Genomic DNA, 12,299 nt, shown 5'->3' on the forward strand with positions numbered 1-12,299 from the left:
GCGGCGTCAGGCGGGGCGGTAGATCGCGTACACCTTTGCCACTTTGTCCCGACTTTCCCAACTGCACTGCGCGTTCTGTTCGACGAGAAAGATGTCGCCGCGCGAGAACGTGCCGCTGCGTCCGGTTTCGTCCACGAAGGTCACGCTGCCTTCGAGTAGATACATGAGTTCGTAATGGGCGTAACGCATCGCGATGCGATGATAAGGCGTCGAATCCCACGTGCCGCAAGTGAATGTCGCATCCGATGAGCGAAAGTCCGTGAAATTGCGGCACACGGGGGCCGGCGTGAGGAGCAGTTCAGCGGCAGGCGCCCCCGAGGGCGTCAACGACGGGCTCGGATCGATCTGCACGAGACTGCGATCGGCAACATTCCCGCCCTCGCAGCGCATGAAGACGATCGATGTGGAACCCTGCGTCGACCACATGAATGCCGAGCCCCGAGGGAGCACCGCGCTGCCCCCCGGCCCGAGCGTGAATGCGCGCTCCCCCTGCTGGAACATGATCGCGCCTTCGGAGACGATGACGAATTCGTCCGCTGGGTGAGACGACACCGCTCCGTTCGCCGCGTCGAGGGCAATGACGCCGACCGTCACAGGCCCCGGCAGTAGCGCCGCCAGACGGCGGCTTGCCAGAAAGCGGTCGTCGCTTGCCGACGTCGCCGGGGCAGTGCCCTGGCGCGCATCCGACGCAAAAGCCTTGAGGTCCAAGAACGATCGGGGGCGATCACACGGCGCCATGGCGCGTTGCAGTTCGGGCATCTTGTCTTCCAGCGAGGTTCATTGAGTGAGCGCGGTTGCCGCCCAGGACTCGGGGACGGCACCGAAAGTCATCGTGCAGGCAAATCCCGTTAGCTCAGATTGCCCTGACAGAGATACTTGATGGCGAGATAGTCGTCCAACCCGTACTTCGATCCCTCCCGACCGTATCCCGATTCCTTGATACCGCCGAATGGCGCCGCCTCGCTCGCGAGCGCGCCCTCGTTGATACCGACAATACCGGCTTCGAGCGCGCTAGCCACCCGCTCGATGCGCCGCAGATTCTCGCTGTAAAAGTAAGCCGCGAGGCCGAAAGGCGTATCGTTGGCTCGCTCGATGGCCTCGCCTTCCGTCTCGAACCGGAACAGCGCCGCCACCGGCCCGAAGGTTTCCTCGCACGACAGCGCCATGTCTTCATGGGCGTCGCACAACACGGTGGGCGCATAGTAGTTCGGCCCCAAGGCCGCAAGACGTTGCCCGCCGGTCATCACGCGCGCCCCCTGAGCGAGCGCATCGTCCACGTGACGCGCAATCTTCTCGACCGCTCGCGCATTGATCATCGGGCCGATCTGCGCGAGGGCATCCGTCGCCGGTGCCACCTTGAGCGAGGCCACGGCCTCGGTCAGCAACCCGGCAAAGCGGTCGTAGACGCCCGCCTGGACATAGATCCGGTTCGGGCTCACACACGTCTGACCGCCATTGCGGAACTTGGCCGCCATCAGCCCGGCGACGGCCGCCGGCAGATCCGCATCGTCGAAAACAATGAACGGCGCATTGCCTCCCAGCTCCAGCGACAGCTTCTTGAGCGTGGCCGCCGACTCACGCGCCAAATGCTTGCCGACCGGTGTCGATCCCGTGAACGTCACCTTGCGCACACGCGGATCGGCGAGCCACTGCGCCACGGCATTCACCCCCTGCTCTCGCGACGCGGCAATCATATTGAGCACGCCGGCCGGCAGACCCGCCTCGTGCGCGAGATAGGCCAGTGCCAGCGCGGTGAGCGGTGTGTCCTCGGCGGGTTTGGCGACCACGGTGCAACCGACGGCAAGCGCCGGGGCGATCTTTCTCGCAATCATCGCGAGCGGAAAATTCCACGGCGTGACGGCCGCGACGATTCCGATCGGTTCTTTCACGGCGCTCATGCGCTTGCCGCGCGTCTGCGTCGGGATAAGGTCACCGTAAACCCGCGTCGCTTCGTCGGCAAACCACGCGACATACGACGCGCCGTAGTTGACCTCCCCAAGTGCCTCGGCCAACGGCTTGCCCTGTTCCCGCGAAATGAGGCGAGCGAGATCGTCGCGATGGGCCACGATCGCCGCATGCCAGCGCCGCAGAAACGCCGCACGCTCGGCGGGTAACGTCGCTCGCCACGCCGGCAGCGCGCGTTCGGCGGCGTCTACCGCATCTCGCGCATCGGCCGGTTGAGCGTCCGACACCATCGCGACGGTATCGCCCGTCGCCGGGTCGACGACTGTGAAACGCTGCCCGGTGGCGGCGCCCCGCCATTGTCCAGCGATCCATAGTTGCGTGCGCAGCAATTCGCCACGCGTGAGGTCAAGCGTCATGATGGGGTTCTCCGACTTGCGGGATAGGGTCGCACGTCAGCCGCCCCGCCATTCGGGGGGCAGACGATTGCGCAAGCCGACGACGATGTCAGCCTTGCGGCGGGAATAGGGTTTCGAGCGGGTAGTGCGTCTTGACGAAGGGTGACTTGATGATCACGAAGCTGAAATACTTCTCGATGCCGATATCGCGTTCGAGCAGCCCCTCGATGATGCTTTGATAGTGACTCACGCTGCGCGTGACGAACTTGAGCAGGTAGTCGTAGCCACCACTGGCGAGATGGCATTCGACGATTTCGTCGACGTCTCGGATCGCATCGACGAAGCGGATGAAATCCTCCCGTCGATGGTCGGCGAGCGTGACCTCGGTAAACACGATCTGAATGTCTCCGAGCTTTTCGAGTTGAATCCGTGCCCCATAGCCGACGATATAACCCGCCTTCTCCAGGCGCTTGACGCGGATCAGGCAGGGGCTGGGCGACAAGCCAACGGCGTCGGCGAGTTCCACGTTCGTGATACGCCCGCGCTTTTGCAGTTGGCAAAGAATGCGCAGATCGATGCGGTCGAGTTTGCTGTCCGTGCCCATCGTAATGTCGAAGCGCCAACAGGGGCGCGGTCAATCGTGAATCGTGAACGATCTTAACACAGCGGATTCGCCGCGCAGGCTCGACCCTAACCGTATCGGTTATCACGTCAATCTCCTGTTTACGCGGCTTTCCGAGCACCTAGCGCGGCGCGTCGAGCGGCACTGACCGCGTCGTCCGCCAGCACTTCGTCGAGCGTTGCCCTCACACGCTCGACCATGAGTGCCACATCCTGTTCGGTGAAACAAAGCGCTGGCGCAAATCCCAGAATGTTGTCGGCAAACGCTCGAAAGATCACGCCATTCCGATACGCCGCGGCCGAGATCTTGTCGGCCAGTCGCAGCGACGGATCGAAACGCGCCTTGCTCGTCTTGTCCGCGACAAGTTCCAGGGCACCCAGCAAGCCACGATGCCGCGAGTCGCCGACCAGCGGATGATCGAGCAACGAATCCAGACCGGCGCCAAACGCGTTGGCCACGGCCTGGCCGTTGGCAATCAGACCGTCTTCGTACAGACGAATCACCTCGAGCGCCACGGCGGCACTCACGGGATGCGCAGAATAGGTCTGCCCATGCCCCACCACTTGCCCCTGCTCGCCGTCGGCGATCGCCTGATAGATGGCGTCGCTCATGAGGACTGCGCCCATCGGCGCGTAGCCTGCGGTCAACCCCTTCGCGATCGTCATCATGTCGGGCTCGACGTTCTCCGCCTCGCACGCGAACATCGGCCCGGTACGACCGAAGCCGGTGATGACTTCGTCGGCGACGAACAGGATATCCAGGCGGCGGCAGGCATCGCGCATCGCCTTGAGCCAGCCCACGGGGGGCACGATCACACCACCGGAGCCCTGTATCGGCTCACAGAAGAATGCGGCAACGTGGTCGCTGCCGCCCAGTTCGGCCACCTTCGCTTCGAGCGCGGCCACACTTGCCGCGATGAGGGCCTGCCCGTCGCGACCGAGCGGGTCGCGATAGGCATAGGGCGACGGAAGGTAGTGTTGCGTTGGCAACGGCACATCGAAGCCGCGATGAAACGACGCGATGGCCGTCAGACCCGCGCCGATCGACGACGACCCGTGGTAGCCGCGTTCAAGCGAGATGAAATGCTTCTTCTGTGGGCGGCCCGTCACATTGCAATAGTGCGTGATGAAGCGCAGCGCTGCGTCCACGGCATCCGAACCACCGAGCGAAAAATACACGTGTTGCAGCGAGCGCGGCGCGATCGACACCAGCTTCTCGGCGAGTTGCGCGGCCGGTGCACTGCCGAAGTGAAAGTAGCCCGTGGCATACGCCAGTTTCGCCATCTGGGCCGAGGCTGCGTCGACCACACTCTGCTGTCCATATCCCACGTTCACGCACCATAACCCGGCAAAGGCATCGAGCAACTCGTTGCCGTCGATGTCGCGCAGATAGACACCGTGCCCGGATTCGAGCAACGTCGCCCCTTGCTGCTCGTGGGCGCGAAAGCTGACGACGGGATGGATGAGATGCCGGCGGTCGGCATCGAGGAGTGCTTGCTTGGACATGGGATCTCTCGGCGTGTCGGATGGGACGGGGGATGAACCTGTGTCCATACTAAAGAGCCGGCAACGCAGATGCGTCGCCAAATTAAGCCGTAAAAAAAACGCGCGCCGCGAAATTGCGGCGCGCGCAGCATTTTGTGCTGCCGGTGTGGGCACCCCGGCGCGCTCAGTACCCCTGTGTGCGATCGATCTGCCCGATCATCGGTAAGCCGGCGCGGTGCCTGCGCAGGTTTTCCAATACCACTTCCACCGCAGTCTCCGGTCGCGTGGCGCTGGCGATATGCGGGGTGATGCGCACCTTCGGATGCACCCACAGCGGATGCGACGGCGGCAGCGGTTCGGGGTCGGTGACATCGAGAATCGCGCCCGACAGATGCCCGCTGTCAAGCAACTCCATGAGCGCGTATTGATTGAGATGAGGGCCACGTCCGACATTGATCAGCCAGGCGCCGCGCGGCAATCCGCTCAGCAAGCGCTTGTCGAGAATGCCACGGGTCGCCGACGTCAGCGGCAACAGGCAGACAAGCATGTCGGTGCGGGCAAGGAAGGCGCCGAGCGACTCGTATCCCGCGTAGCAATCGACCCCATCCACCTGCCGCGGCGTTCGGCTCCACCCTGCGCAGTCGAACCCGAAAGCATGCAGGCGCGACAGCACTGCCTGCCCGAGCATGCCGAGACCCAACACCCCCACACGGCGCTCGCTTGCCGGCACCACGCTCAGTTCCGTCCACTCACGCATGGCTTGCTGCCGTGCGTAGGTAAAGATGTCCCGGTGAATCGAAAGGACCGCCTGCGTCACATACTCGACCATGCCTTCGACGATGCCGGGCTCGACCATGCGAACGACCGGAATATGATCCGGCACCCGCGACAGGTCGAACTGGTCGATGCCCGCGCCCGTCGAGAATACGACTTCCACGTTCGGCAGCAGCGTGTCGAGATCTTCCGGCGGCTTCCAGGCAGCGAGGTAACGCACCTCGCGCGCGTCGCCAACATCGGGCCACAGTCGGAACGCCGTCTCCGGCGCCCGCTGGGCGAACAACCGCGCCCACACCGCCCCGCGAGCCGGATCGGCCTTGTAAAGAAACGACATCTGCGCTCCCGCGTCAGCCGATGGCTTGATTGATGATGGCGAATTGCCGAACCTCGTCGTCGACGACCGGCGTGCCGTTACGGGTCATCTTCACGACCGTGTCGACGCGTTCGAGCCCAAGCACCTCGAGCCACTCGGTCAGCCCACTGTCGGAGGGCGTGTCGATGCGCACAAAACGGCCTTCATGCAGCGTCAGCCAGTGGGCAATCATGGCCTCGGCACGCTGACGGGTGAGTGACGCGTCGTCCGCGCCGCTGACAACGACCACCGGGCCGATCACAAAACCGCGGCCAAAGCGCCTGAACAACGAGAAGCCGAGCAGCTCGCCGTCGCGCTCGATGGCAATGCCATCGGCGACATCAAGAAGCGCGGGCAGAATGCGCCCCCTGTCAAATCCGCTCGCGCGGCTGGCGAGGGTGACGAGCCGGTCGGGATCGTTGGCACTCAGCGGCCGCAAACGTTCACCTGGCGGCAGTTCCATGAGCGGCGGGCGACGAGCCGTCCCCTGGTGCTGATCGATGCTGCCCACCGCATTGAACCCGAGCTTTTCATATAGCGGTTGTCCGGCCGGGGTGGCATGCAACAGCGTCAGGCGGGTTCCCAGTTGATCGAGCATGCGCTCCATCAACGCGCGCCCGATGCCGCGCCCTTGCTGTTCCGGCGAGACGATCACCATGCCTAGCGAGCCGCCGGCCTCACCGTGCTGCCAATACAGTGCGGTACCCACGACATCGTCGCCATCCAGGGCGACGAAGCCTTGTCCATGGCGCGCCAGAAATCGCCAGTCATCGGGTTTGTGCGGCCAGCGCACGGCGCTGGACAGACGATAGCCAGCCGCCACATCCGTGTCGGTAAATGGCCGGTAGACGAGTTGGGAAGATGCATGGAATTCGGACACGCCGAGCCTCCTTGGGGCATTGCCGGATGCGAAACAGTGGGCCACGCCCACCACGACTGCACTATGGCGACCCGAAGAGAAGCTGCATAGGACGATTCTGTTGTTCGCCCGCACGATCGAAGGCCGCAGGACAAACGGCGCATTCATGCCGCCATGGCGCGCAAAAACCCATGCCGCGTGCGGTCCGCGTCATTGTTTCGATGCAATCTGCCAGCCCGCTGCCCCTACCATGAAGAGCGTCGCCGTGCTCAGGCGGCCACGATTACCCGTGCCCTTCCCCTTTGTCGATTGCCCGCCCCGGCGCGTGCGCCGTAACGGCTCCGGAGAATCATCATGGACAGTTTCGATCCCGCGCAGGTGGGTATTCCCACCGGTCATTTCATCGACGGCAAGTTAGTGGAAGCCGGTGGCACCACACTGGACGTCATCTGCCCGTCGAGCGGTCGCCCCTACGCCGACCTCTCGCTAGCCCCACCCGACACGGTAGCCCGCGCGGCAGACGGCGCGTGGCACGCCTTTCGCCACAGCGGTTGGGCCACCCGCGCACCGCGCGAGCGCGCGCGCGTGCTGCGTCGCCTCGCCGATCTGGTCGAGTCCGACGTGCGCACACTCGCGCCGCTGGAGGCCATCGGCTCTACGCGACCGGTCCGCGAAGCAGCGGCCTGGGACGTGCCCTACACCGCCGAATGCCTACGCTTTTACGCGGAGCACGCCGACAAGCACGGAGGCGAGTTGGCGGCCACCGACCCGTCGCACCTCGGCATGACGATCACCGAACCGATCGGCGTTGTGGCGGCCATTGCACCGTGGAACTTCCCGCTCGTCATGGCCGCATGGAAAATCGCCCCCGCGCTGGCGGCAGGCAATGCGGTCGTGCTCAAGCCGTCGGAGATGACGCCGTTCTCGGTACTGCGTCTTGCCGAACTGGCCATACAGGCGGGCGTCCCGGCCAATATTCTCAACGTCGTGCAGGGAGACGGCAGGACGACTGGCGACGCACTGGTGCGCCACCCACGCGTCGGGAAAGTCACCTTTACCGGATCCACGCGGACCGGGGCCGCCATCATGGAGGCCTGTGCGCAATCGGGGACCAAGCCCGTGACGCTGGAACTGGGCGGCAAGAGTCCGCAAGTGGTCTTTGCCGACGTGCCGGATCTGGATGCGGTCGCACGACGTATTGCCATGGGCATCACCGGCAATGCGGGCCAAGTGTGCAATGCGGGCTCGAGGCTTGTGGTCGAAGCGGGCATTGCCGACGCACTGCTCGAAAAGCTGCGCGCCATCTTCGCATCACTGCATCCGGGCGCCACGTGGTCGGCGGGCACAACGCTATCGCCCATCATCAGCGAAGCCCAGGTGCAGCGAATCGACGCGCTTGTCGCGCGGGCACGTGACGCGGGCGCCAACGTGTACTGCGGCGCCAAGCGCGCAACCGCCTATCAGGATGGCGCTTGGTATGCCCCCACCATCTTGACCGACGTTGCGCCGCACGCTGAGATCGTGCGCGAGGAAGTGTTCGGCCCCGTGCTCACCGTGCAGACGTTCACTTCGGAAGAAGAAGCATTGCAACTGGCGCAGCACGACGACTACGGACTGGCGGCGGGCGTTCACACGGCCAACCTGGGGTGCGCCTTGCGCATGGTGCGCGGCATCGACGCGGGCAACATCTGGGTCAACCGTTACGGCCGGTCGTCGGACTTCGTGCTCCCCACGGGCGGCTTCAAGCGCTCCGGTCTGGGCAAGGATCTCGGCCGTCAGGCGTTCGAAGCCAATCTGCGAAGCAAAGCCGTCCTCATCGACTTGAACGGATGAGCGTCTGGCGTTCGCGTTTGCCGCAACGCCTTGTCGCCCAACGTTGATGCGGGTTAACACGGCATCGGAAAAGCACAAAGCATTTCGTGCTGTTCATACCCCTCAAAACGCATCGATTCTATTTTTGCCCTGGATATTTCAACGCCAAGCCGAGATTTTGACCTGATTTAATTTTTCACAGAGACGTCGCAGATGGCGCACCAGGCCGCAGGCCCGCTTCGCCAGTCTCGACCCACGCCGGACCGCTTTAACGCAATCCCTTTTGCCCAAGAATCCCTAGGGATTCGCCCAACACTGAGGATAGAGATCATGATCGACTTCGAGCCGAAATTCATTACCTTCGATTGCTACGGCACGCTGGTCAAATTCCGCATGGCCGACATGGCCCGCGAGATTTACGGCAACCGTCTGCAGGGCGAGGCGCTCGAGAATTTCGTCAAGGTGTTTGCCGCCTATCGTCGCGATGAAGTTCTCGGCGCATGGAAGCCGTATCGCGACGTCGTCGTCGATTCGGTGCGCCGCACCTGCGAACGCACCGGCGTGGTGTTCAATGTCGACGAGGCCGAGCAAATCTATCTGGCCGTGCCGACCTGGGGCCCGCACCCGGACGTGCCGGAAGGCCTCTCGCGCCTGGCCAAGAAGTACAAGCTGGTGGGCCTGACGAACGCCGCGAACGAACAGATCATGAGCAATATCGAGAAGCTGGGAGCCCCCTTCCACGCCGTGATCACCGCAGAAGAGGTCGGCGCTTACAAGCCTCGCATGCAGGGCTTCGAGTACATGTTCAAGAAGCTCGGCGTGCAACCGCACGAAATTCTGCACGTCTCGTCGAGCCCGCGCTACGACCTGATGACGGCCCACGACCTCGGTATCAAGCACAAGGCCATGGTGCTGCGCGGCCACGAACCCGAAGCGCCGTTCTACGAATACACGCCGGTCAAGGACATCATCGATCTTGCCGTGCAGCTCGGGTTGTAACCAACGCTTGCGTTGCCCTTCCCTGCGGCCTTGGACCCTCGCCCTGACATGAAACTCGAATCGTACTGGCTCGACACCGTTGCACGCTTCACCGGCACCCAGGCGGGCCCGGTGGAGGGTCGCGCCGACGTGGTGGTGATCGGCGCGGGCTTCACGGGACTGTCCGCGGCGCTGGCGCTGAGCCAGCGCGGTGCAACGGTCACCGTGATCGATGCGGGCGCTGTCGGCGCGGGGGCATCGGGTCGCAACGGCGGCCACTGCAACACCGGCGTGGCGCAGGATTACGTCGCGCTCACGGCGCAACTCGGCGCCGAGCGTGCGCGGGCCTGCTATCGCGCCTATGCGGCGGCCGTCGACACCGTGGAACGCGTGATCCGCGAGGAAAGCATCGACTGCGACTACAGCCGGCGCGGCAAACTGAAGCTGGCCGCCAAGCCTCACCATATGGCGCATCTGGCGGCGACCGCCGAGTTGATCGCGCGCGATGTCGATCCCGACGTTCAACTGATCGACCGCGCCGGCATCGGCGCCGAAATCGCCTCCGACGCCTTCCACGGCGGCCTGCTGCAACGCCATGGCGGACAGATGCACATGGGCAAGTTTGCGGCAGGCCTGGCATCGGCAGCCGTCCGTCACGGCGCTCGCCTCTACGAGCATGCGCCGGTGACACAGATTGCGCGTCAGGCCGACGGGACGTATCGGGTCAAATCGAATCGCGGTGAGATCGTCGCCACGCAAGTCCTCGTCGCCACCGGCCCGTCCCGTCATGGCCCATTCGGTTGGTATCGCCGGCGCATGGCACCGGTCGGTTCGTTCATCATCGTGACAGAGCCGCTGGGCGCCGCAACGCTCGACCAGCTCCTGCCGAACCGCCGCGCCTACGTCACCAGCCGCCTGATGCACAACTACTTCCGCACCACCCCGGATCACCGGCTCGTACTCGGCGGGCGAGCCCGCTTCACCGCGTCGGAGCAACCTTCGGACGAGCGCAGCGGACGCATATTGCGCGCCAACCTCGCCACGCTGTTCCCGTCGCTCGCGCAAGCACGCATCGACTATTGCTGGGGCGGACTGGTCGACATTACCGCCGACAGGCTGCCGCGCGCCGGACAGCACGACGGCATCTATTACTCCATGGGCTACAGCGGCCATGGCACGCAGATGGCCACGCACATGGGGCAAATCATGGCCGATGTGATGAACGGCCGCGTCGAGGCCAACCCTTGGCGTGATTTCGACTGGCCCGCGATCCCGGGACACACCGGCAAACCGTGGTTCCTGCCGCTTGTCGGCGCGTATTTCCGCATCAAAGATATTTTCTATTGATTTACCCGGCGCGCAATCGCCGATGAAGACTGGCAGTCCTGATCCCTCGGCAACCCCACAAGTGGAGATGTGCAATGAATTCAGATAAAACGGTCAACGGTGTCGACCTGAGCGCAGCACCGGATGAGAACCTGAGTCAGCGCGGCGCCCAGCGCCGGGATCTGCTGCGCGCGATGGCCGCCAGCGGGCTGCTGACCCTGACCGGCACGGGCCTGTTGAGTGTGAGCGGTCAGGCCTTTGCCCAGACGCCGAAACGCGGTGGCAAGATTCGCGTCGCCACGCAATCGGCGTCGGCCGCCGATACGCTCGATCCGGCCAAGGGCGCCCTTGCCACCGACTACGTCCGTGCCAACATGATCTACAACGGGCTGACCGAGCTGGATTCGAAGCTTGGCGCCAAGCTTGCGCTCGCTCAGTCGATCGATACGAAGGACGCCAAGGTCTGGGTGATCAAACTGCGCAGCGGCGTGCAATTCCACGACGGCAAGCCCCTGACGCCGGCCGACGTCACGTATTCGATCCTGCGACACAAGGACCCCGCGACCGCGTCCAAGGCGAAAACGCTGGCCGACCAAATCAAGGAAGCGAAGGCGACCGGGCCCAACGAGGTGACCATCACACTCGAAGGCCCGAACGCCGACCTGCCGGTGATTCTCGCCACCTCGCACTTCCTCATCATCAAGGACGGCACCAAGGACTTCACGACGGCCGTGGGTACGGGACCGTTCAAGGTGAAAGAGTTCTCGCCAGGGGTGCGCACCGTCGGCGTGCGCAACGAGAAGTATTGGAAGTCCGGACAGCCCTATCTCGACGAAATCGAGCTGATCGGCATCGGCGACGAATCCGCCCGCGTGAATGCCCTGCTCTCCGGCGACGTTCAACTGATCAATGCCGTGAGTGCGCGCTCGACCGAGCGTATCAAGACCACACCGGGGTACACGGTGCTCGAAACCAAGACGGGGCAATACACCGACCTGATCATGCGCGACGAGGGCGGCATCACCGGCAACACGGATTTCCGCCGGGGCATGATGCATCTGTTCGACCGCGAACAGATCCGGAAGACCGTATTCCGCGGCTTTGGTGCGATCGGCAACGACCAGCCCATCGACCCGAGCAACAAGTACTACATGGCCGGACTGCCGCAACGGACCTACGACCCCGAGAAGGCGGCCTGGTACTTCAAAAAGGCCAACCTGCCCACGGCGCCGCTTCAGGTCTACGCCACGCCCGCTGCCGAAGGGTCGGTCGAAATGGCGATGATGCTTCAGCAAATCGCCCCGAAGGCCGGTCTGAACCTGCAGATCACCCGCGTGCCGGCCGACGGCTATTGGTCGAACCATTGGATGAAGCACCCGCTGACTTTCGGTTCGGTGAATGCTCGCCCGAGCGCCGACGTGCTGCTCACACAGTTCTTCCGCTCGGATGCCCCGTGGAACGAAGCGAACTGGAAGAACCCCAAGTTCGATCAGTTGCTCCTGGCCGCGCGTGGCGAACCCGACGACGCGAAACGCAAGGCGCTCTATGGCGACATTCAAACGTTGATTCACCAGGACGGCGGCATCGGCATTCCCATGTTCCTCTCGTCACTCGACGCCCACACCACCAAGCTCAAGGGATTGGGGTCGATCCCGCTGGCCGGTCTCATGGGCTTCGCCTTCGCGGAACATGTCTGGCTCGACGCCTGAGATTGACCGAGCGCTGCAGCAGTAAGAGGGCGATGCGCGCCGCCAGGCACGGCGCGCATCGATCCGACCCCGTCGTTTCC

Annotated in this window: 10 protein-coding genes; 4 read left to right on the top strand and 6 right to left on the bottom strand. The window is 64.0% G+C overall.

Annotated elements, in window-relative coordinates; all coding sequences use genetic code 11:
- Window positions 1-6 precede the first annotated feature (6 nt).
- The 6 genes from PSO31014_RS12675 to PSO31014_RS12700 all read right to left on the bottom strand — a co-directional run bounded on the left by PSO31014_RS12675 (window position 7) and on the right by PSO31014_RS12700 (window position 6,415).
- Window positions 7-759, bottom strand: coding sequence for a cupin domain-containing protein (locus PSO31014_RS12675; RefSeq protein WP_150551949.1), 753 nt, complete (start codon window positions 757-759; stop codon window positions 7-9).
- A gap of 89 nt (window positions 760-848) precedes the next feature.
- Window positions 849-2,321 carry an NAD-dependent succinate-semialdehyde dehydrogenase gene (locus tag PSO31014_RS12680; RefSeq protein ID WP_150551950.1) on the bottom strand — a complete coding sequence of 491 codons (1,473 nt, stop codon included), beginning with the start codon at window positions 2,319-2,321 and terminating at the stop codon, window positions 849-851.
- 88 nt (window positions 2,322-2,409) lie between these two features.
- On the bottom strand, window positions 2,410-2,904 hold the full coding sequence (locus PSO31014_RS12685; protein WP_130025303.1) for an Lrp/AsnC family transcriptional regulator: 495 nt from the start codon (window positions 2,902-2,904) through the stop codon (window positions 2,410-2,412).
- Window positions 2,905-3,023: 119 nt separating this feature from the next.
- Window positions 3,024-4,427 (bottom strand): aminotransferase class III-fold pyridoxal phosphate-dependent enzyme, encoded by a 1,404-nt coding sequence (locus PSO31014_RS12690; RefSeq protein WP_150551951.1) that lies wholly within the window; start codon window positions 4,425-4,427, stop codon window positions 3,024-3,026.
- Window positions 4,428-4,590: 163 nt separating this feature from the next.
- Complete coding sequence (locus PSO31014_RS12695; protein ID WP_150551952.1) at window positions 4,591-5,517, bottom strand: 2-hydroxyacid dehydrogenase; 927 nt, start codon at window positions 5,515-5,517, stop codon at window positions 4,591-4,593.
- 13 nt (window positions 5,518-5,530) lie between these two features.
- Window positions 5,531-6,415, bottom strand: a complete 885-nt coding sequence (locus PSO31014_RS12700; protein ID WP_150551953.1) for a GNAT family N-acetyltransferase — start codon at window positions 6,413-6,415, stop codon at window positions 5,531-5,533.
- 333 nt (window positions 6,416-6,748) lie between these two features.
- Between PSO31014_RS12700 and PSO31014_RS12705 the strand changes: the two genes are divergently transcribed.
- The 4 genes from PSO31014_RS12705 to PSO31014_RS12720 all read left to right on the top strand — a co-directional run bounded on the left by PSO31014_RS12705 (window position 6,749) and on the right by PSO31014_RS12720 (window position 12,219).
- Window positions 6,749-8,227 carry an aldehyde dehydrogenase family protein gene (locus PSO31014_RS12705; RefSeq protein WP_150551954.1) on the top strand — a complete coding sequence of 493 codons (1,479 nt, stop codon included), beginning with the start codon at window positions 6,749-6,751 and terminating at the stop codon, window positions 8,225-8,227.
- Window positions 8,228-8,536: 309 nt separating this feature from the next.
- Window positions 8,537-9,205 (top strand): haloacid dehalogenase type II, encoded by a 669-nt coding sequence (locus PSO31014_RS12710; protein ID WP_150551955.1) that lies wholly within the window; start codon window positions 8,537-8,539, stop codon window positions 9,203-9,205.
- 48 nt (window positions 9,206-9,253) lie between these two features.
- Window positions 9,254-10,531: an NAD(P)/FAD-dependent oxidoreductase gene (locus PSO31014_RS12715; RefSeq protein WP_150551956.1), complete on the top strand. Its 1,278-nt coding sequence runs from the start codon at window positions 9,254-9,256 to the stop codon at window positions 10,529-10,531.
- A gap of 74 nt (window positions 10,532-10,605) precedes the next feature.
- Window positions 10,606-12,219: an ABC transporter substrate-binding protein gene (locus PSO31014_RS12720; protein WP_150551957.1), complete on the top strand. Its 1,614-nt coding sequence runs from the start codon at window positions 10,606-10,608 to the stop codon at window positions 12,217-12,219.
- Window positions 12,220-12,299: the final 80 nt, after the last annotated feature.

Origin of the sequence: Pandoraea soli (genome assembly GCF_902459595.1) — a bacterium.
Taxonomy (GTDB): domain Bacteria; phylum Pseudomonadota; class Gammaproteobacteria; order Burkholderiales; family Burkholderiaceae; genus Pandoraea; species Pandoraea cepalis.

Coding starts and splice junctions, on each gene's coding strand:
- PSO31014_RS12680 (WP_150551950.1), bottom strand. CDS start 2,321: ATGACGCTTGACCTCACGCGTGGCGAATTGCTGCGCACGCAACTATGG.
- PSO31014_RS12675 (WP_150551949.1), bottom strand. CDS start 759: ATGCCCGAACTGCAACGCGCCATGGCGCCGTGTGATCGCCCCCGATCG.
- PSO31014_RS12690 (WP_150551951.1), bottom strand. CDS start 4,427: ATGTCCAAGCAAGCACTCCTCGATGCCGACCGCCGGCATCTCATCCAT.
- PSO31014_RS12685 (WP_130025303.1), bottom strand. CDS start 2,904: ATGGGCACGGACAGCAAACTCGACCGCATCGATCTGCGCATTCTTTGC.
- PSO31014_RS12715 (WP_150551956.1), top strand. CDS start 9,254: ATGAAACTCGAATCGTACTGGCTCGACACCGTTGCACGCTTCACCGGC.
- PSO31014_RS12705 (WP_150551954.1), top strand. CDS start 6,749: ATGGACAGTTTCGATCCCGCGCAGGTGGGTATTCCCACCGGTCATTTC.
- PSO31014_RS12710 (WP_150551955.1), top strand. CDS start 8,537: ATGATCGACTTCGAGCCGAAATTCATTACCTTCGATTGCTACGGCACG.
- PSO31014_RS12720 (WP_150551957.1), top strand. CDS start 10,606: ATGAATTCAGATAAAACGGTCAACGGTGTCGACCTGAGCGCAGCACCG.
- PSO31014_RS12695 (WP_150551952.1), bottom strand. CDS start 5,517: ATGTCGTTTCTTTACAAGGCCGATCCGGCTCGCGGGGCGGTGTGGGCG.